The organism is Frankia alni ACN14a (genome assembly GCF_000058485.1).
GTDB lineage: Bacteria > Actinomycetota > Actinomycetes > Frankiales > Frankiaceae > Frankia > Frankia alni.
In genome coordinates, this window is sequence record NC_008278.1 from 3,590,177 (window position 1) to 3,610,044 (window position 19,868).

Genomic DNA, 19,868 nt, shown 5'->3' on the forward strand with positions numbered 1-19,868 from the left:
GACTCGTCCACTCGACGTGTCCCGCACCACAGCCTGCCCTTTCTTGACGGTTGTGCCAAGTGATGCGCCGACCAGCTCGTTGTCGCGGCCCGTCCTGGCTACGAGTGGTCCCCCTCCTGTCCGGAAGGGGGGACGTCGAGCCACTGTCGTGGATGCGGAGCAAGGCCATAGGATCACGCATCGTGTCGGGTGAGATGGACGGATCTGGGGTGGTTTTAGGGAAAGGTTGGCGAGGAGCGGGTCCCGGCGTGATCGTGGATCGGAAGCGGGTCGGCGCGGCCCTGCCGGGCTACGAGCTGGGCGACCAGCTCGGGGCGGGTGGCTTCGGGCTCGTGCTGGCCGGGTGGCACCGCCGCCTGCAGCGCGACGTCGCGATCAAGGTACTCACCGCCGGTGGCTACGACCGGGCGGCGGCCGGTTTCGCCGCCGAGGCGCGGATCCTCGCCCGCCTTGATCATGCCCACATCGTCCGGGTCTACGACTACGTGGAGACCGGCGACCTCCGGCTGATCGTCATGGAAATGCTTGGCGGGGGCACGCTGACCAGCCGCCGGACCACGCTGAGCCAGCCGGGTGCGTGCGCGGTCGGCCTGGCGGTGGCCGGGGCTCTGTCCTGCGCGCACGCCGAGGGTGTGCTGCACCGGGACATCAAGCCCGACAACGTGCTGTTCGACCTCGCCGGGATGCCGAAGGTGGCGGACTTCGGCATCGCGAAGCTGGTACTGGGCGGGGCAGGCAACGCGAGTGCGGTGATCGGGACCCCGCTGTTCATGGCACCCGAGCAGCGGGCGGGCGGCCGGTTGGGGGCGGCCACGGATCTGTACGCGCTCGGCATGGTGTTGTACCTGCTGCTCGGCGGGGTGACGCCGGGCGAGCCGAACCAGTCCGCCGGCGCGGTGCGGGGCAAGCGAGGCGCCCGTGACCTGCGGACGCCGGTCAGGGTGCCCGCGCCGGTCGCCGAGGTGGTCACGCGGGCGCTCGCGGAGAACCCGGCCGACCGGCCGCAGTCCGCGCAGGTGTTCGCGCTCGAACTCGCCCGGGCCGCCGCCAGCGCCTACGGCCCGGGGTGGATCGCCCGCTCGGGTGTTCCGCTGCGGCTCGACGACGACGTCCGCCTCGCCGCCGAGCGGCCCCCGGCCACCATCCACGCGGCGTCGCCGTCGGCCTCGTCGCCGCCGGCCTCGTCGCCGCCGGCCTCGTCATCGCCGGCCTCGTCGCCGCCGGCGTTGGCGCCCAGGGGGAGCCCCGACCGCCGCCGCCATCGCGCGCAGCCGGATCGCCGTCCGACCCCGCAGCCGCCCGCCGGCCGCCGGGGCCGCCGGCGCCTCCTCGCCGTTGCGGCGGCGCTGCTGCTGGCCGTCGCCGGCACGGTGGTCACCGTCGTCGCCAGTCACCAGGATGTGGATCCCCCCGCCGCGGAACCGCTCGGGCCGCCGTTGACCGGCCACACCAACTGGGTGACCTCGGTGGCGTTCTCCACGGACGGGCGCCTCCTCGCCAGCGCCAGCAAGGACGGGACGGTCCGGTTGTGGGCCGTCTCCGACTCCGCCCACGCCCACGCACTCGGTCCGCCCCTGCCCGGCCGCACCGACGGCGTGGTGTCGCTGGCCTTCTCCCCGGACAGCCGCCTCCTCGCCAGCGGCAACTGGGACGCCACGGTCCGGCTCTGGGACGTCTCCGACCCGGCCCACCCACATCCACCCACGATGGTGCCGCCCGCCGATGCCGGCCCGGTGAGCTCGGTGGAGTTCTACCGGGACGACCGCACCCTCGTCGAGAGCAACACCGACGGCGTCGTGCGGGTGTGGGACGTGAGCGACCCGGCCCATCCGCAGCCGCGAAGCCGGTTCCCGACGGGTCATACCGACAACAGTTGGGCAAGACCGGTACTCGCCCCGAACGGCACCGTTCTGGCCGGTCCCGCCGGAGACAACTCGGTGGGGCTGTGGGACATGAGCGATCTGGCCCATCCCCGGATGTTCGGCCGCCCGCTGAGCGGCCACCGCGGGTCGGTGTACGGGATCGCGTTCTCCACGGATCTGCGGACGCTGGCGACCGGCAGCAAGGACACCACCGTGCGCCTGTGGGACATCACCGACCCGGCCGCCCCGGCGCCGCTGGGCAGGGCACTGTCCGGGCACACCAGCACCGTGTGGTCGGTGGCGTTCTCCCCGGACGGCCGCACGTTGGCAAGCGCCAGCTTCGATCAGACGATACGCCTGTGGGATGTGACCGACCGTGCGCATCCCCGCCCGTTGGGACCGCCCCTGTCCGGCCATACCGATTTCGTGCAGTCCGTCGCGTTCTCCCCGGACGGCCGCCTCCTCGCCAGCGGGGGCCGAGACCACACGATCCGGCTGTGGACCATCCCCGCCGGATCCCGGGCCGCCGGACGCTGACGTCCCCGGAACCGACCGTGTGAGCGAGGGCGACGAAGCGATGACCCTGGACAGGACGGAAGCGACGCGACTGTTCGAGCAGTCGTATCGGGCGCTGATGAGCTATCGGTATCTGGGGAAGGACAATCCCCACCTCGACCGTGGGGCGACCCGCGAGACGATGCCCCTGCGGACCGACATGCGCAACAGCGCGGGGGGAATCATGGCCGCACCGCTGTGCGTGCTCGCGGTCGAGCCCTGGTGGCTCGACTACCAGGGAGTCGCCGCGATGGTGGCACCGGTGACGATGACCTACTCCATGCTGGACGCGATGGGATTCAGCCGATCCGTCGTCGTCGACGCGGACGATCCCGAGCGGCTGATCGCGATCACGACCGGAAGCGGGTTCGATCTCGGCGTCGTCCCCGACGGGTTCGAACCCATTGACAATCCCGTGGACGAGTTCGACGACGACACGATCCTGCCTCCGTTGTACGAGGCGTTCGGCGGACACCTCGACGACGACGGCTCCGTCGTGATTGCCGAGCTCTCGCCCGCGCTGGGCGCGCCGACCCGGTCCCTGCACCAGGCTCCGATCAACATCATCGCGGAGGCTGCCGCGACGGCGGCCCTGCCGATGAGGCGTCCGAGGCGGTGGCCTGGCCGCCGGTGTCCGGGAGAGGTGGACGCTGGCCGGCGTGGCATCCTCGGGTCATGCAGACCATCTACGAGGCCGTGGGCGGCAGCGAGGGTCTGCTCCGGCTGGCGCAGGCGTGGCATCGGCGGGTGATGGCCGACGAGGTCGTCAGCCACGCGTTCAGCCACGGGTTCCACCCGCGGCACAGCGAGCGACTCGCCGCGTACTGGGCGGAGGCCCTCGGCGGTCCTGCCTCGTACTCCGACGCCTACGGTGACGAGACGTCGGTCGTGCGGATGCACAGCGGCAACGGTCCGCACGAGGAGATGGACCGCCGGGCGATCGCCTGCTTCGACCAGGCGCTGGCGGACGTCCGGCCGCACCTCGGTGAACCTCTTCGGCGGGCGTTGCACGACTACTTCGCCTGGGCCACCACGACGACCATGTCGTCCTACCACGACTCCGCCGACGACGTTCCGGTGGGCCTGTTCATCCCGCGATGGTCGTGGAACGGGCTGCAGCGCTGAATTGTCAGCGTGCATCTCGACGAATCCAGGTCGGGACCACAGGAAAGCACGGCTATCCCACCGCAGATCCGTTCAGGCCGTCATGCGAGGGTTGCGATACTCGGCGCTGGCAGGCAGTTCCGGGCGGGAGAACGTGCGAGGTGATCGTGGGCAGCCGGAACCGTGAACGACGCAAAGCCAAGCAGAAGGCCCGCGCGAGCCGCGGCCGCGATCAGGCGGCCGGGCCGGCGGCGGGGCCGTTCTACGAGGAGCGCAGCCGCCGTGAGTTGCTGGCGGAGAGGATCGACCGGCTGGTCGTGGCGGCGATGAACGCCCTGATCGACCAGGACGACGCGGCGCTGGCCGCCTGCGTGGAGTCGCTCGTTGCCACGTCGGGCGGGCCGAGCGGACGTCGGGCCGTCCATCGATCCCTGACCGGCTGGGCCGACCGCAGCGTCGAGGCCGCCTGGCAGCGCGGCTGGCAGCCGGTCGACGTGCATCGGATCGTGCACCGCCGGGCCGGCCCGCGCCACGCGCGGCTCGCCGTCGACGCGATCGCCCTGCAGATGCGCCGGTACGCGGCCGCCACCGTCGACGAGCGGTGGAGGGCGCAGCTCGAGGCACTCGACGCCACGGTGTGGTGGGACCGCGACGACGCGTGGCTCGACGCCTGGGGTGAGCGGGAGAACCGGGACCGGGCGGAGGTCCTCGTCGACACGCTCGACCTGCTCGGCGTGCTGAACACCCTGCCCGAGATCGAGACGCTGTGCCCCCCGCCGGGCACCGCGCGACGCGACACCGCCGGCCACGGAGAGGAAGACGGCCACGGAGACGGGCACGGAGTCGGAGACGGCCACGGACACGGCCGGGGAACCGCGGCCGGCCAGGCGTCCGGGCCGCAGCCCGATCCGCGCACGAATCCGCGCATCCTCGACAAGGTCCGGGCGCTGCTGGCGAAGGCCGAGTCGACCGAGTTCGCCGAGGAGGCCGAGGCGCTCACCGCCAAGGCCCAGGAGCTGATGGCCCGGCACAGCATCGACGAGGCGCTGCTCGCGGCCGCGGCGGGGGAGGGCTCCCGCGACGCCCCGGCCGGCTGCCGGGTCGGCATCGACAGTTCCTACGAGGTGGCCAAGGCCAGCCTGCTCGACGTGGTCGCGGAGGCGAACCGGTGCCGCTCGGTATGGTCGAAGAGCCTCGGGTTCGCGACGGTCATCGGTTTCCGACCCGACCTCGACGCCGTGGAGCTGCTCTACACGTCGCTGCTGGTCCAGGCGACCGCGGCGATGATGACGGCCGGGTCCCGCCAGGACCGCGCGGGACGATCCCGCACCAGGTCGTTCCGGCAGTCCTTCCTCGCCTCGTTCGCGGTCCGCATCGGCCAACGCCTGATGGCCGCGACCGAGCAGGTGAGCGAGCAGGCCGCGGCCGAGGCGGGTGACGGCCGCCTGCTGCCCGTGCTCGCAGCCCGGACGGACTCCGTCCGGGAGGCGACGGAGACGATGTTCCCGGAGATCGTCGCCCGGTCGGTGAGCGCGACCGACCGGGAGGGCTGGGCGTCCGGCCGGGCCGCCGCCGACCTCGCCTCCCTGCTCACCCGCGACGAGGTGACCGCCGACCCGCGCGGATAGCTCGACCGTGCCGGACCGGCGGCAACGGTGGTCTCCCCGTTGCTCTTGGCGGTCTGCACATGGCGGACAGCATTTGCTTCAAAGATGATCCAGATGGCTCCCACGCGGCGTACGCTGACCGAGCACTGTCCGTCTGCAGACATGACCCGTCCACCGAGATGACCGGAGGAAACATGGCCATGACCGACGCCGACATCCGGGTTCCCACCGAGGTACGTGACCGGCTCGCCCGCATCGCCTCCGCGGAGGGAATGTCCCTGCGGGCCTACCTCACCCGCCTTTCCGACTCCGCGATGACCCCGGGCGAGCGTGCCGAGCGGTCCGGGCGCACGCTGGCCATCCTGCGGGCCTGGAACGGCTACAACCCGACGGAGGCGGAGATCGCGGAGATCGACGCCAAGCTCGATCCGATGCTCGACCGAGTCCGCCGGTGAGCGCGCCGGCGCACGTCGTGCTCGACCAGACGGCGATGCTCGCCCTCGGTGGCGGCAATGTCGCCGCCTCGCGCCTGGTCGCCCGGGCCGACCGCGGTGACGACCTTTACCTGTACGCCCCGACGTGCGCACTGGTCGAAGCGGACCGGGCCCGTCGAGGCGTGGCCGAGCACATCGCCTCCCTGCCTGCGGTGATCGTGCTGGACCTCGACCTGCCCGCCGCCCTCGCCGTCGCCCGGGAGGAGAGCTGGGCCGCCGCCCACACCCGCTACGCGGCCACCCCGACTCCGGAGCGCATCGACGGCGCCGCGGTCGCGACCGCCACCCCGGAGCGCTGGCAGGACCAACCGTTCGACCTCATCAACCTCGCCCGGTGACCACGGCCGAGCCGGGTGTCCGCTCCCACCCGGCTCGGCCGGCCAGCGTCACCTGAACGGCGTCGCACTGGTGCGCACGGCGACCGCCTGCTGTCAATGCCAGCGGGTCGACGTGAACGTCAACAGGTCATGGTGAACGCATTCTCCCGCCCTGCGCGGATCAGCGCGGATCAGGGTGCGGTGTTGTCCTGCCCTCGGGGGCCTGCCGGGCGCGGGCGCGGTGCACCGCCTCATCCACCAGCACCCGCGACAGCTGCGCAACCTTGAGGTGCTGGGACTGGCTCATCGCCCGCGGCCGCTCGAATGCCTCCTCGGGGCCGCTCCCCGTGCGGCTCATGATGATCCCCAGCGCCTGGTCGATGACAGCGCGGCTGGTCAACGCCTCCTGCAACTGCGCGGCCAGTCGCTGCGCCTGCGCCAGGACCTGGGCGTTGCGTACCGATACCGCCGCCGGCTGGGCGAAGAGCTCCCCGATCCGAATCGCATTGGGCCCGAACGCGTCCTTGGCATGGGCGTAAACGTTCATCGCTCCCACCACCCGATCGGGCAGCAGCAACGGCAGCGAGAGCACGCTGTGCACCCCCATCCGCCCCACCCGTGGGCCGAACCGTGGCCAGCGCGTCTCCCCGCCCAACGACCCCGACGACTGCGTGCGCCTCGACTGCACCGCCAGCAGGGACGGCCCCTCGCCCAGCCGGTACTGGACGTCGTCCACCACCTGCACGAATTCGGCGCTGGCCACCACCGTCTGGGCCCGGTTGTCCTCCAGCATCGTCAGGCCGGCGCCCTCCGCCCCCGGAATGGCCTGCACCGCGAACTCCGCGATCTGAATCAGCGTTTCGCGCACCGGCCGGAGCCCCGTCAACAGCCCCGACAGTCCCGTCAGGCTCGCCGCCAGATCGTCATCGTCCACAGCAGCAGCCCCTCATGGGTGAGCGTCGCATCAACATCGCCGCGCCCCGAACCGTAGACCAGTAAGTCACCCGCGCGCGGCGCCGGACAGGGCACCTTCGTCACCGAGCGCGAAGGCGATCACCGTCTCGGGTGGAGGAGGGGGCGTAGCCTGGGGATGCTGAGAACCAGCCGACCCGGGTCGGGGACTGCCGCCCACGCCGCACCCCGCGAGCATCACTGCTCACCGCCGGGTGCCCCGGTGACCGCCCCGCGGGAGCCACCCATGACCTCCGAAAGCGTGCCCACCTCCGTGCGGGCCCAACCGGCAGCGGATCTCGGCAGCTACTACGGCACGCACCGGGGCAAGAGCGCCTACGCCCGGGAGACCAGCGCCGGCAGCTGGCAGGTCAAGGTCCACGATCCGACCAACCGCCTGGCCGGCCACGACGGCTGGCTGTTGCTCGGCACCGGCTGGTCGACGCTGCCCGAGGCCTGCGCCGCCACCGGCCTGAGCTGAGCGCCGACGACCTTGGAGTAGGCGACGCGGTCGACCAGGAGATCGAGCGCGATCGACGAGGCCGGCCGCGAATGTGCCGTCAATGAGGCCTGTCGCGTCCTGCCGCTTCCTGCGGCCACAGGCAGTCCGGAGCTACGGTAGCTCGGTGGAATTACCGCCAATGGCTGGGAGAACCGATCCCCCGGGTGCACCTGGCCAAGCTTCTGCTCGCCTCGCGTATTCCACCCTTGACGCCCGCACGCTCAGCGCGTTGAGCGCCGCAGACTCGTCGACGCGGCTTCAGGCGACCCTGGTGGTTGGCACGAACCCCGACTCCGGCCTCCTCGAGGCGCTCGTGGAACGGTGCGCGGTCGAGCCGGACTTCTTCGTGCGCGACATGCTCACCTGGGCATTGACCCGTCTCCCGGTGGAGATCACGGTGCCCAGACTCCGCACGGAGCTGCAGTCCGAGCGCGCCCAGGCCCGAAGCCAGGCGCTGCACACGCTGTCCAAGATCGGGGACGGGAGTGCGTGGCCCTCGATCACGCGGTCGCTGCTGCACGACCCCGTCGACGAGGTGGCGCGAAGCGCGTGGCGTGCTGCCGTCGTCCTCGTGCCCGCCCGGGAAAAAGAAGGGCTGGCCGCGGAACTGGCCGCACAACTCGGCCGCGGCGACCGGTCGGTGCACCTGAGTCTGAGCCGAGCCCTCGTCGCACTCGGAGATGTGATCGAGCCGGCCCTGCAGACGGCAATGGCGAGTGCCGACCCGGCGGTGTGCGCGCATGCCCGCGCCACGGAGCTGCTCCTCCGAGACCCGGAGGCCGGTTTCGACGCAGCCATCGACGAGGCGAGACGGATCGTCGCCCTCGGGACGCAAGGGCCGACATGACCCGACCATGGCGAGCACGGAGGACCGGACGGCGAGCCTGACCGGGCGGTGGCGGATCGTGGAGATGGACCTGTGGGATCAGGAGGCCATAGACCTCGTCGAGCCCGGGTTCATCGAGTTCGCCAAGGACGGGACCGGCCAGGTCGGGTTCATCGCCGTCCGCGGCTGGCTGGACTGCCGTTCCACCGAGCGCGACGGCCGACCCCTCCTCGAGTTCAGTTGGAACGGCGACGATGACGGCGACGAGGTCAGCGGGCGCGGCTGGGCCGCGCTGGGCGAGGACGGCACGCTCAGCGGGCACCTGTTCTTCCACATGGAGACGACTCCGGCTTCCGTGCGACGCCCGTCACCGGAGCCGACGCGCAGGACGAGCGTTGAGCGAGTACCGGTACCACGAGTTCCTCGCGGTCGACCGGCCGCTCGACGCGCAGGCGCAGCCCGACGTGCGCTCGCCGGCTACTCGTGCGCAGATCATCCCTCCGCTGACGACCTATGCCGTGAGACGTGGCCCCTTGTGGATTTGTTGATAAGGGGGTCAGGGGCGACACCGGACGCGACTACGCACCGGTAGGCTCCCTTCGTGCTTACAGGTGGTCTACGGAGCGGGATCGACCGGGTCTGGGACGCGTTCTGGTCGGGAGGGATCTCCAATCCACTGGAGGTCATCGAGCAGATTACCTACCTGATGTTTATCCGGCGCCTGGACGCCATCCAGAGCACCATGATGAACAAGGCGAAGCGCACCGGCCGGCCGATCGAGCGCCCGGTGTATTCGGACGCGACCGACGAACTGCGTTGGTCGCGCTTCCGGGCGCTGGGCAGCCCCGACGAGATGTTCGCCGTCGTGCGGGACAGGGTCTTCCCGTGGCTGCGCGAACTCGGGGGCGAGGGCTCGACCTACCAGGAGCACATGAGGGGCGCCCGGTTCACCATTCCGACGGCGAATCTGCTGGCAAAGGTCGTCGACATGCTCGACGCCCTTCCGCTCGACGAGCACGACACCAAGGGTGACCTGTACGAGTACATGCTCAGCAAGATTGCCACAGCCGGTCAGAACGGCCAGTTCCGCACCCCGCGACATATCATCCAGCTGATGGTCGAGATGACGGCCCCGACTCCCGGCGACAGGATCTGTGACCCGGCCTGCGGGACGGCCGGATTCCTGGTCGAGAGTGCTGCCTACCTCGGTCGAACCCACCCCGAGACCCTGCTCGACCCGGGCGCGCGCCGGCATTTCGGTCACGAGATGTTCCACGGCTTCGACTTCGACAACACGATGTTGCGCATCGGCAGCATGAACATGCTTCTGCACGACGTCGAGCAACCCGACATCCGTTACCGCGACTCGCTTGCCCAGAGCGCCGCGGGTGACGCCGGAGAATACTCGCTGGTTCTGGCCAACCCGCCGTTCGCCGGTAGCCTCGACTACGAGACGACCGCCAGGGACCTGCTCGCCGTCGTCAGGACCAAGAAGACCGAGCTGCTGTTCCTCGCTCTCTTCCTGCGCCTGCTCGGACTGGGCGGCAGGGCCGCGGTCATCGTGCCGGACGGCGTCCTGTTCGGTTCGACCAGGGCGCACCGGGAGCTCCGGAGGATCCTGGTCGAGGATCACAAGATGGAGGCGGTGGTCAAGCTGCCCGGCGGCGTTTTCAAGCCCTACGCCGGAGTCTCCACCGCCATCCTCTTCTTCACCCGTACCGACAGCGGCGGCACCGACGACGTCTGGTTCTACGACGTGACCGCCGACGGCTGGAGCCTGGACGACAAGCGCGCCCCCCTGCTGCCCGAGGACAAGCTCGGCGTGGTTCCGTTCGCCCCCTTGGACGAGGCGGACCACGCGAAGAACAATCTGCCTGACGTGCTGAGGCGCTGGGGTGGGCGCCTCGGCGCCGAACGCAGGCGCACCCGCACCGAGCAGAGCTTCTGCGTCCCCAGGGCGGAGATCGCCGCCAACGGCTACGACCTGAGCCTCAACCGGTACCAGGAGATCGTTCACAACGAGGTCAGGAACCGCCCGCCGCTGGAGATCCTGGCGGAGATGGAGCGCCTGGAATCCGACATCCAGCAGGGCATGTCCGAGCTGAAGGGACTCCTCGGATGAGTGGTTACCCGGCGACTCCGCTCGGCGAGTTCTGTGAGATCATCTCCGGTGCGACGCCGAAAACGGCCAGCGAGGAATACTGGGGTGGAGAAATTCCTTGGGCTACGCCCAGGGATCTGGGAAGTCTGAACTCAAAATTCCTGGCCTCGACCTCACGGGCCATCACCGAGGCTGGGCTCCGTAGTTGTGCGACTCATGTCCTGCCTGCCGGATCCGTTCTCCTCACCTCGCGCGCCCCTATCGGCTCTGTCGCGATCAACGCGCGGCCGATGGCGACCAACCAGGGCTTCAAGAGTCTCGTCCCCGACACCTCGAGGGCACTGCCCGGCTACCTTTACCACTGGCTGAGATGCCAGCGGTCCCGCCTGCAGAGCCTCGGCAACGGCGCGACCTTCAAGGAGCTTTCGAAGTCGGCCACCGCCAGGATCGCGGTCCCGCTGCCCCCGCTGTCGGAACAGAAGCGGATCGAGCAGATGCTCGACCAGGCGGACACGATCCGAGCGCGGCGTCGCGAGACGATCGCCCGTCTCGAGGAGCTGGCGCAGTCGATCTTCTCCGTCATGTTCGGCAACCCGGTGCAGAATGAGCGAGGGTGGCGGAGGGTCCCGCTCTCCGAGCTGGTCGTCAGGATCGACAGCGGTAGGAGCCCGGTGTGCCTCGACCGCCCTGCGCGGCCCGGAGAATGGGGCGTCCTGAAGCTCGGAGCCGTGACGAGCTGTGTCTACCGGGCGGGGGAGAACAAGGCCCTTCCGCCGGATGTCGCTGCGTTCTCCGCCTGTGAGGTCAGGCCCGGAGACCTGCTTTTCTCCCGCAAGAACACCCGCGAACTGGTTGCGGCCTGCGCGCTCGTGGACGCGACGCCTGCGCGTCTTCTGCTGCCGGATCTGATCTTTCGACTCGTGGTCGAGCCGCGGAGTGCGGTCGACCCCGTCTACCTCCACCGGCTGCTCACCCATCCGGAGAAGCGCCGAAAGGTTCAGGGGCTCGCCAGCGGCAGTTCCGCGTCCATGCCGAACATCTCGAAGTCGCGCCTCCTGGGCCTGGAGATCGAGCTTCCTCCCATGGAAGTCCAGAAGGAGTTCGCGAACCGAGTCCGCGCTCTTGAAAGAATCAAAGTCGCCCACCAAGCCAGCCTGGTGGAGCAGGACGAGCTGGTCGCCTCGCTTGCGCACCGCGCCTTCCGGGGCGAGCTGTAGGATGCCCGCGTCCCCATCGGGTGGCCGCGCCCACCCGGCTCGGCCGGCCAGCCCAACTCGCCGGCTGTCCAGGTAACCGCGGGAATGGGGATGGTGCCCATCCGCAGATGCGGCTCACTATGATGCGCACCTCTCGGACTGCCTGACCCACCACGCCATTCCCCGGTCGGCGCTGCCCGCCGATCGGCCGGTCGGCGGGCAGGCCGTCGGACCTGCGGTCAGGCCCGAGGTGGCCGGGCGCTCGAACTACGTGCCTGATCGCGCCGGACTGTCGGACGATGCTGTCGTGGGCGCGGTGAGATCGTAGACGGGTTCGCCGCCGATCGTCGTCGCCGTGTAGTGCTGCTGGACCCAGGTGCTGATCGTGCCGCCCGGCCCGCCGGACCGGCCGCCGAACCCGCCGGACCGGCCGCCGAACCCGCCGGACCGGCCGCCGAACCCGCCGGACCGGCCGCCGAACCCGCCGGACCGGCCGCCGAACCCGCCGGACCGGCGGCCGAACCCGCCAAACCCGCCGGCGCCACCGGTTTGGCCGGCGCCGATGAAGTAGTGCACCCGGCCCGCGTGGACGTCGTTCTCGAACTGGGTCAGGGTCGGCGCCGGGTCGCGCCCGGTGAAGCCACCGATAGCCATCACCGCCGTGTCCGAGGCGAGTTCGAGTCCGGCCGCGGCCGAGGATCCCTGCGCGGCGGCAGCCCACCGGTAGCCATGGCTGGCCTTCAGCAGCGACGCCAGCTGGGCGTTCGTGGCGCCGCCGCCGAACCCGCCGAACCCGCCGGGGCGTCGGCCGACCGCCGCCGCTGAGCCGCCGAACGTGCCGAGGCGACCGGGACCGCCGTTTCCACCGCGGCCGCCGCGGACCGCGGGCCCGGCTGTCGGCTGGCCCCCGGACTGCGGGATTGTGGCGGTCACCGCAGCGAACGCGGCCGGGCCGCCGAGGACGGCGACGGTCCCGCAGGCCGCGACAGCGAGGGCCATCCGGCCGACGAGCGCCCGCCGGATCAGCAGTGTCGCCGTCGTGGCGACGGCGGCCACCGTCACCACCACCCGCAGCCACGGATACCAGGACGGGGTGCGGTCCAGCAGAGTGAACGACCAGGCCCCGGTCGCCGCGACCGCCGCGGCCAGCAGCAGCCGGCTCGTCCTCTGCTGCCTGGTGCCCCACAGCGTCCACGTGCCGACGCCGACCAGCCCGGCGATGCCCGGCGCGATCGACGCCGTGTAGTAGGGGTGGAAGGTGCCCTGCGCGAAGCTCAGCACGACTGACGTCACGATCATCCAGGTGCCCCAGAGGAGCAGCGCGGCCCGCGTCCGGTCCGTGCGCGGCGCCCGCCGGGTCACCCACAGGCCGCCGAGGAGCAGGATCAGCGCGCCCGGGATCAGCCAGGAGACCTGGCCGCCGATCTGGTCGCCGAACAGCCGGTCCCAGCCGGCGCCACCCCCAAATCCGCCGCCCCCGAACCCGCGGCCGCCACCAAACCCGCCGCCACCACCCCTGCCGCCACCACCGCGGCCGCCCAGCGCGGCCTGGACCCGTTCGGCCAGCTGCGGATCGCGCCTGGCCAGCTCGCCCAGGTTCGCCCGACCGCCGCCGAACCCACCGCCGCCACCGCCGCGGTTGCCGTCACCGCCGAAGATCCGGCCCAGGCCGTTGTAGCCGAAGGCCAGGCCGAGCGCGCTGTTGTCGGTGGAACCGCCGATGTAGGGACGCGAACCGGTCGGCCACAGTGCGACCGTCGCCACCCACCAGCCGGCGGCGACCACGATCGCCAGCCCGCCCGCGAGCAGCTGCCACACCCGCCGCCACCAGCCGGTCGGCGCGGCGATCAGGTAGACCAGCGCGAACGCGGGCAGCACCAGGAAACCCTGCAGCGTCTTCGTCAGGAAGGCCAGGCCGAGCGCGGCGCCGGTCGCCGCCATCCACCTCGTCGACGCCTCCTCGATCGCGCGGACCAGGCAGTATCCGGCCAGGACGAGGACGAAGGTGAGCAGGCCGTCCGGGTTGTCGAAACGGAACATCAGCGCCGCCACCGGGGTGAGCGCCAGCGCGGAGCCGGCCAGCAGGCCGGCGGCGGGGCCGAACCACCTGCGCACGGCCGCGAACATCAGGCCGACCGCGGCCACGCCGCCCAGCGCCTGTGGAACGAGCATGCTCCAGCTCGAAAAGCCGAAGATTCGCCCGGACAGCGCCATCGCCCACAGCGACGCCGGCGGCTTGTCGACCGTGATGAAGTTCCCGGAGTCGAGCGATCCGAACAGCAACGCCTTCCAGCTCTTCGTCCCGGCCTGGACCGCCGCCGCGTAGAAGCTGTTCGCATGGCCCGAGGCACCCAGGTCCCAGAGGTAGAGCACCGCCGCGGCGCCGAGCAGCGCGACGAGCGCCGGCCGGGCCCACACCGGATCCGCCGGCCGGCCGCGCACCGCCCGCCGCCACCGGCTCCCCGGCGGCGGATCGCCCGCGCCGACGGGCGCCCCCGGCGCAGCGGCGTGATTGCCGTGATCGCCGTGATCGCCGTCGCGACTGTCGCGCGTCGCCGGAACCGCCAGAGCGTCGCCGCTGACCGCGGCGCTGGGCAGGACCGTCGCGCTGGAGGTGTCCTCTGGCTGCGTCATACGTCAGATACTCACCGTGCAACCTGTGCGCAAGCTGAGAGTGATCGGATGCGCCGCCGCCGCCGCCAGCGGCGGCGACTCTCGCAGCGCCTCGGTAAGGGGATCGACGTTTCACTCGCCGGCCCCGCCTCTGGGATCCTCGGTCTCCTCGCCGTCGGGGCCTGGCCGTCGCCGCGCTGGGCGTGCGCCTGATCAGGTGACCGACCTGCTGCGACCTCGGTTCAGAGGAAGACGCGGGCGATGTCCAGCCAGGTCCGCGCCTCCTCGCCGGTGGCCGTCAGGTCGGTGTCGCCGCGGGGCCGGCGTTGGGTGACGCGGAGACAGAAGTCGAACGCGCTGCCCTGCACGCGTTGGGCGGCGTCCTGCGGGCCCCACGCCCAGGTCTGGCCATCCGGTCCGGTCAGCTCGACGCGGAACGGTTCCGGCGGGGCAGGCAGCTGGGCGGCGGCGAACGACAGTCCCCGTCCCTGCACGCCCAGGGCGGCGACCGCCGCCAGCCGCGTCGTCGGACGGTGCGCGACGCCCACCGCGTCGAAGACGTCCTGGCCATGGGCCCAGGTTTCCATCAGGCGCAGCGGTGCCATGAGCGCCGGGGTGAGGGTGGACCCGAACCAGGGGAACTCGTGGTCTGGCGGTACGTCCTGCAGGGCCGCCTGCACGCCGGCTCGGCCGGCGCGCCACCGGTGCAGAAGCACCGAGCGCGGTTGGGCCGCTCCCTCGGCGGCGACGTCGTCGGCGTACCGGCTGCCGCCGGCTTCCGTCCGCCGCACGACCGTCTCGAACGCGTCGGGGGTGCGGACGGCGGTCACGACGTCGGCATCCGCCGCGGCGAGGTGGGCGATCTGGTGGGCGATCGTCCAGCCCGCGGCCGGCGTCGGCCTGGTCCAGTCGTCCTCGGCCGTCACCAGGGCGTCGAGCTGGTCTCCCTCGGCCGCCAGGTCCGACCGGACGAGGTCGATATCCACCTCGGACACGTCGAGGTCGTAGTTCAGCAGGTCGTGGTTCGGCATTCAGGCATCACCTCCGCGGATGGTGGCGTTCATGCCCGAAGTGCACGATGACAGTGCTGCCGAGGCCGGGAATTCCGGTGCCTTTTTGGGGACGTAGTGCCCGCAACCGTCGATCACGAGTTCGGTGACCTGGTCGGAGCGTCCGCGCTACGCGCCGGCGGTCAGCAGGGCCACGAGGTGCTCGGTCAGGTGGTGGTCGAAGGGCTGCGGGATGGCCAGCAGCCGGTACCACAGCACCCCGAAAACGACGTCGGCGGCGAACCCCGCGGTCAGGGCGGCGGGCAGGTCGCCCCGCTGGCGCGCTCGCTCGACCAGCGTGGCGAGGGCGGCGCGGCGTCGCTCGAGGAACTCGGCGCGGAAGCGCGTCCCGAACGCGGGGTCCAGCTGCGCCTCGACCATCAGAGCCCGGAGTAGTTCGCCGAGCTGCGGTTCCCGGGCCAGCGCGAAGCTGTCGTCGAGCAGGTGCCGCAGATCGGCGGCCCAGCTGCCCTCGTCAGGCAGCGTGATGTGCACGTCCGCCTTGCGGGCGAGGGCCTCCATGAGGACGTCGCCCTTGGACGGCCACCAGCGGTAGATCGTCTGTTTGCCGACCCCGGCGCGCTGGGCGATCTTCTCGATGGAGACCGCCGCGTACCCGTGCTCGATGACGAGCTCGGCGGCGGCCTGCAGGATGGCGTCCCGGCTGCCCTCGCTGCGCCGACGGCCCCGCCTGGGCCGCTCCGGGCCGGGGTCGTCGGCCGTTCCCGCGTCCATGGACTCGCATCGTACTGACTCCGAGACGAGACGTGCCGATTCGCCAGGCGGGCGAGGTCGCCTATACTCGATTTCGAACCGAACCGAACCGTATCGATTCGTAGGAGTTCTCATGGAGACGACCCGGACCACGCTCGTCGTCGGAGGCACGTCGGGCATCGGCCTGGCGGCCGCCCGACGGCTCGCGGCCGGCGGCGACACTGTGCACGTCGCGAGCCGCGACCCGGGGAAGGTCGCCAAGGTCGCCGACGCGGCCCCGGAGCTCGTCGCGCACCGGGTGAACGGCAGCGACTCGGCGGCTGTTGCCGAGCTCGCGGGCAGCCTCGCGCCCGTCGACGCGCTGGTGGTCACCATCGCCAGCTCCGCCGGCATGGGCCCACTCGTCGACCTCGAGCTGGCCGAGCTGCGCAGGGGATTCGAGGAGAAGGTCATTGCGATGCTGACCGTGCTGCAGGCGGCACTGCCGCACCTGGCCGAACGAGCCTCGATCACGCTCGTCGGCGCGATCAGCGCCCATGCCGCGATGCCCGGCACCGCCGGGATCGGGGCCGTCAACGCGGCCGTCGAGTCGATCGTGCGACCGCTGGCTGTCGAACTCGCGCCGCGTCGTATCAACGCGGTCTCCCCGGGTCTGGTGGACACGCCCTGGTGGGACGGGATGCCCGAGCAGGCCCGCACCGACTACTTCGCCGCCGCGGAGAAGGGCCTGCCGGTACGCCACGTCTCGTCGGCCGACGAGATCGGCGAGGCGGTGGCCCTGCTGGCGACCAACACGTCGATCACCGGGACGATCCTCGAGGTCGACGGGGGCGCGCGCTTCGTCCAGCTCTGATGACAACTGCCGGGTGCAGGTCCGATGACAACGGCCGGGTGCAGGTTGGGGGAGGTGCAGGAGCGGCTATTCCCTGACGATGGCCATGAGCGCCGAGGTGAAGGGGGCCGGGTCCAGATCGCCGCGGACGGCGAGTTGCTGGCCGTAGCTGCTGCAGAGGGCCACGAAGGCCTCGGCCTGGGAGGCACGCCGTTCATCAGCCTCCAGCCCCACTACTCGTTGCTCGCCCGCGAGATCGAAGCCGAAATCCTTTCCACCTGCGCTCGTCACGGCCTGGGAACCCTGACCTACGGACCGCTTGCCGGTGGCGTGCTCGCTGGCCGCTACCGTCGCGGCGCCCCGCCCGAACCCGGCAGCCGCCTGCACCAGTGGCTCGCCTTCAACTCCACCGCCGCCCGCTGGGCGTCCACGCTGCTGCGTGACCGGAGCTTCGACATCGCCGGCGACGTCACGAAGGTCGCCGGGGACCTCGCCACCACCCCTTCAGCCGTCGCCATCGCGTGGGCCCTCCAGCAGCCGGGCGTCACGTCGGTGATCCTTGGTCCCCGTACCATCGCCCAGCTCGCCGACAACCTCGCCGGCCTTGACCTCGACCTACCAGCCGACCTCGCCGCCCGCCTCGACGCCCTCTCGGCACCCCCCAACCAGCCGGTCACCGGCCTACCGATCACCCTGCCCGCCGCGGCCTGACCACATCGGCCCGACCACATCGACGACATCAGCGCGGCCCGGCTGGCACCCCGCACCGGCACGTTGCAGCAGCCCCGGCGCACGGCTTCGTCGGCGACCGCGCCCTTCTCCAGATCGCTTACCTCCCCGTGATCTGATGAGGTAGAGATCATCACGCCGCATTGAGGATCCGTGCCTCCGCACGTTGGCTGCCCGGCCTGAAGGGGCTCACCGGCGTCGCTTACCGACAGGCTGGGCGGCCGAAGTCGCATCACGTTACGTACCGATCATCTGAGGGTCAATACTTCTTGCCAGAAAGTGTCCGGTCTGGTGCTGTATGTAGGTGGCTGGTAAACGTTCGGGCTGGTCGGAGTTCCGCCGTGCCCAAGAGCTTCAGCAGGCTCGCCTCGAGCGCGAGAAGCGCCAGATCGAGGCGGCGGCGAACCGAGTGCAGAAGGCGACGGAACGGGCGGGTCGGCAGGCCGAACGCCAGGCCCGGGCTGACGCCCGGCAGCGCGAGCAACTGAACCACGATCTGATGGCAGCGGAGGCCGAAAAGCTGTCCGCCGAGGTCGACGCTCAGGTTCAGGCGCTGAACGCGCTGCTGAACGGGGCGAATCTGACCCCGTTCTCGTTCGGCAGCCTGCGGCGCGAGACGTGGATCCCCGCCTTTGACCTGTCGCGCTTCGGGCCGCCGACGCCGGTACCGGACTGGGTCGCCTTCGCTCCGCCCGGCCCGCCGCGCGGGCTGGCGGCGATGCTTGGCGGTCGCGCCCGCTACGAGCAGGAGCTGGACGAGGCGCAGGGGCGCTACCAGGAGGCCGTCGCCACGGCGCAGCGCGCGGAGGCCGACAGGCAGGAGCGGATCCGCCGGGCCCGCGGCGACCACCAGCGGCGCGCCGACAGGGAACGCGCCGAGGCTGCCCGGCACAACCAGCAGGTGGAACTCTTCGAGGCTGCCTATCGTGCGGGCGACACCGACGCAGTCGAGGACTTCGTCGCGCAGATCCTGGACCGGTCGAGCTACCCGGCCGGGTTCCCGAAAGGCCGGCGGCTTGCCTATCGGCCCGAGCCGCGTGAGATCTGGATCGAGTTCGATCTGCCCACCAACGAGATCGTCCCGCACGAGCGTGGCTTCCGCTACGTCAAGACGCGCAGGACGATCGACACCCTGGCCCGGGCAGACCGGGACCGTAAGGCTCTCTATGCTTCCGTCGTCGCCCAGACCGCGCTGCGTCACCTGCGGGAGATCTTCGAGACCACCCCGCGGAGCCTGGTCGACTCCGTTGCCCTCAACGGACACGTGCGAACCCGCGACCCGGGCACCGGCCAGCCTGCCTACCCCTGCCTGATCACCTTCAGCGTGACGCGAGAGATCTACGAGGGCCTGGACTTCGACCATCTCAAGCCCGTGGACTGCCTGAAGTACCTGAAGGCGATCGTGTCGCCGCACCCGTACGACGTGGAGGCCGTGACGCCGATCGTCGACTTCGACCTTTCTCGCTACAAGTTCATCGACGACTTCGACGCTGCCGCCGAGCTTGACAGCCGGCCTGACCTGCTGGCCATGGACCCGTTCACCTTTGAGCACCTCATTCGCCAGCTCTTCGAGAAAGTCGGGATGACTGGCTGGGCCAAGACGACCCAAGGCTCACGTGACGACGGTGTCGACGTCGTCGTCACGGACGCGAACCCAATCACCGGCGGCGTCTGTGTCATCCAGGCCAAGCTCTACAAGCGGGTCGTTCCAGCCGAGGCGGTACGGGCACTCTGGGGATCGATGGATGACCAGAACGCCACCAAGGGAATCCTGGTCACATCCTCCTGGTTCGGGCCCGCGAGCAGGGAGTTCGTCGCGAAACGCGCCGGGCGCATCCGCCTCATCGAAGGAGGCGAGCTCAAGGCGCTCCTCGAGGAGCACCTGAACAAGAAGGTCCGCATCGCCCTGCCCAAACCCCCGCCGACCCGCTCCGGCCCGACGATCTGACCCCACCCGGCTCCCCTGTTTGTCAGGTACGGGCAGCACCAAGGGCCAGACTTGGTCGTCGAGGAGCTGAGCCGCGACTCTGGGGTCCATGAGGTTCGACCAGGCCTGTTCCGCGGGCAGGAGGTGACGCTCGGGAAGGGTGTACTCGGGGAACCAGCCGTCGGTCGCGCAGCCACGGACGCGGGAGAGGATCACCGCGGTCAGTCCGGTGGGGACGGATCCGGTGATCCGGACCGCGACGTAGGTTTCGTGGTCGGTGTCGGCGCGGACGAGGAGGCCGAGGCGGAAGCCGGAGAGGTCGATGGCGTGCTCGTGTCCGTCGCGCAGCGAGCCTTGGACGAGGTCGTGGATGGCGGTGCCGAGCCGCTTCGCGAGTCTGGTCCCGGCTTCTAGGAGCGGATGGTCGAGTTCGTCGAGGGGGACGCTGGCCGGAGGGACGTCCGCGAGTCGGGTCAGGCGGCTCCGGCG

Annotated in this window: 18 protein-coding genes; 14 read left to right on the forward strand and 4 right to left on the reverse strand. The window is 70.9% G+C overall.

Annotation, left to right across the window (positions count from 1 at the left end):
* Nucleotides 1–248 precede the first annotated feature (248 nt).
* The 6 genes from FRAAL_RS14430 to FRAAL_RS14455 all read left to right on the forward strand — a co-directional run bounded on the left by FRAAL_RS14430 (nt 249) and on the right by FRAAL_RS14455 (nt 5,960).
* The gene (locus FRAAL_RS14430; protein ID WP_041939325.1) at nt 249–2,399 is read left to right on the forward strand and encodes a WD40 repeat domain-containing serine/threonine protein kinase; all 2,151 of its coding nucleotides are present in this window, start codon (nt 249–251) and stop codon (nt 2,397–2,399) included.
* A 19-nt stretch (nt 2,400–2,418) separates the two neighbouring features.
* The gene (locus FRAAL_RS14435) at nt 2,419–3,168 is read left to right on the forward strand and encodes a hypothetical protein (protein WP_011604454.1); all 750 of its coding nucleotides are present in this window, start codon (nt 2,419–2,421) and stop codon (nt 3,166–3,168) included.
* Entirely contained in the window at nt 3,093–3,542 is a 450-nt protein-coding gene (locus FRAAL_RS14440) for a group II truncated hemoglobin (protein ID WP_041939326.1), read from the forward strand. Before FRAAL_RS14435 ends, FRAAL_RS14440 begins: the two co-directional genes overlap by 76 nt.
* Nucleotides 3,543–3,688: 146 nt before the next feature.
* Nucleotides 3,689–5,149 carry a DUF2786 domain-containing protein gene (locus tag FRAAL_RS14445; protein WP_011604456.1) on the forward strand — a complete coding sequence of 487 codons (1,461 nt, stop codon included), beginning with the start codon at nt 3,689–3,691 and terminating at the stop codon, nt 5,147–5,149.
* A 179-nt stretch (nt 5,150–5,328) separates the two neighbouring features.
* Nucleotides 5,329–5,583, forward strand: a complete 255-nt coding sequence (locus FRAAL_RS14450) for a hypothetical protein (RefSeq protein ID WP_041939327.1) — start codon at nt 5,329–5,331, stop codon at nt 5,581–5,583.
* Complete coding sequence (locus FRAAL_RS14455) at nt 5,580–5,960, forward strand: PIN domain-containing protein (protein ID WP_011604458.1); 381 nt, start codon at nt 5,580–5,582, stop codon at nt 5,958–5,960. The genes FRAAL_RS14450 and FRAAL_RS14455 overlap by 4 nt, the downstream gene beginning before the upstream one ends.
* A gap of 160 nt (nt 5,961–6,120) precedes the next feature.
* Here FRAAL_RS14455 and FRAAL_RS14460 read toward each other — a convergent pair whose 3' ends face one another.
* The gene (locus tag FRAAL_RS14460; protein WP_011604459.1) at nt 6,121–6,873 is read right to left on the reverse strand and encodes a GAF and ANTAR domain-containing protein; all 753 of its coding nucleotides are present in this window, start codon (nt 6,871–6,873) and stop codon (nt 6,121–6,123) included.
* A 264-nt stretch (nt 6,874–7,137) separates the two neighbouring features.
* Between FRAAL_RS14460 and FRAAL_RS14465 the strand changes: the two genes are divergently transcribed.
* The 4 genes from FRAAL_RS14465 (at nt 7,138) to FRAAL_RS14485 (ending at nt 11,536) form a co-directional block, all read left to right on the forward strand.
* Entirely contained in the window at nt 7,138–7,371 is a 234-nt protein-coding gene (locus FRAAL_RS14465) for a hypothetical protein (RefSeq protein WP_011604460.1), read from the forward strand.
* Between the two features lie 250 nt (nt 7,372–7,621).
* Nucleotides 7,622–8,239, forward strand: coding sequence for a HEAT repeat domain-containing protein (locus FRAAL_RS14470; RefSeq protein WP_050997126.1), 618 nt, complete (start codon nt 7,622–7,624; stop codon nt 8,237–8,239).
* A 580-nt stretch (nt 8,240–8,819) separates the two neighbouring features.
* On the forward strand, nt 8,820–10,340 hold the full coding sequence (locus FRAAL_RS14480; RefSeq protein WP_011604464.1) for a type I restriction-modification system subunit M: 1,521 nt from the start codon (nt 8,820–8,822) through the stop codon (nt 10,338–10,340).
* Nucleotides 10,337–11,536 (forward strand): restriction endonuclease subunit S, encoded by a 1,200-nt coding sequence (locus FRAAL_RS14485; protein ID WP_011604465.1) that lies wholly within the window; start codon nt 10,337–10,339, stop codon nt 11,534–11,536. Before FRAAL_RS14480 ends, FRAAL_RS14485 begins: the two co-directional genes overlap by 4 nt.
* A 246-nt stretch (nt 11,537–11,782) precedes the next feature.
* Here FRAAL_RS14485 and FRAAL_RS35835 read toward each other — a convergent pair whose 3' ends face one another.
* The 3 genes from FRAAL_RS35835 to FRAAL_RS14500 form a co-directional block, all read right to left on the reverse strand.
* Nucleotides 11,783–14,149 carry an ArnT family glycosyltransferase gene (locus tag FRAAL_RS35835; RefSeq protein WP_011604466.1) on the reverse strand — a complete coding sequence of 789 codons (2,367 nt, stop codon included), beginning with the start codon at nt 14,147–14,149 and terminating at the stop codon, nt 11,783–11,785.
* 221 nt (nt 14,150–14,370) lie between these two features.
* Entirely contained in the window at nt 14,371–15,159 is a 789-nt protein-coding gene (locus FRAAL_RS14495; RefSeq protein ID WP_011604467.1) for a TIGR03084 family metal-binding protein, read from the reverse strand.
* A gap of 147 nt (nt 15,160–15,306) precedes the next feature.
* Nucleotides 15,307–15,912, reverse strand: a complete 606-nt coding sequence (locus tag FRAAL_RS14500; RefSeq protein ID WP_011604468.1) for a TetR/AcrR family transcriptional regulator — start codon at nt 15,910–15,912, stop codon at nt 15,307–15,309.
* A gap of 112 nt (nt 15,913–16,024) precedes the next feature.
* Here FRAAL_RS14500 and FRAAL_RS14505 point away from each other — a divergent pair, with 112 nt between their 5' ends.
* The 4 genes from FRAAL_RS14505 to FRAAL_RS33020 all read left to right on the forward strand — a co-directional run bounded on the left by FRAAL_RS14505 (nt 16,025) and on the right by FRAAL_RS33020 (nt 19,793).
* Nucleotides 16,025–16,744 carry an SDR family oxidoreductase gene (locus FRAAL_RS14505; RefSeq protein ID WP_011604469.1) on the forward strand — a complete coding sequence of 240 codons (720 nt, stop codon included), beginning with the start codon at nt 16,025–16,027 and terminating at the stop codon, nt 16,742–16,744.
* Nucleotides 16,745–16,879: 135 nt separating this feature from the next.
* Nucleotides 16,880–17,434 carry an aldo/keto reductase gene (locus FRAAL_RS14510; RefSeq protein WP_231861652.1) on the forward strand — a complete coding sequence of 185 codons (555 nt, stop codon included), beginning with the start codon at nt 16,880–16,882 and terminating at the stop codon, nt 17,432–17,434.
* Nucleotides 17,435–17,756: 322 nt separating this feature from the next.
* Nucleotides 17,757–19,400, forward strand: a complete 1,644-nt coding sequence (locus FRAAL_RS14515; protein ID WP_157892100.1) for a restriction endonuclease — start codon at nt 17,757–17,759, stop codon at nt 19,398–19,400.
* A gap of 51 nt (nt 19,401–19,451) precedes the next feature.
* Complete coding sequence (locus FRAAL_RS33020; protein WP_157892101.1) at nt 19,452–19,793, forward strand: hypothetical protein; 342 nt, start codon at nt 19,452–19,454, stop codon at nt 19,791–19,793.
* Nucleotides 19,794–19,868: the final 75 nt, after the last annotated feature.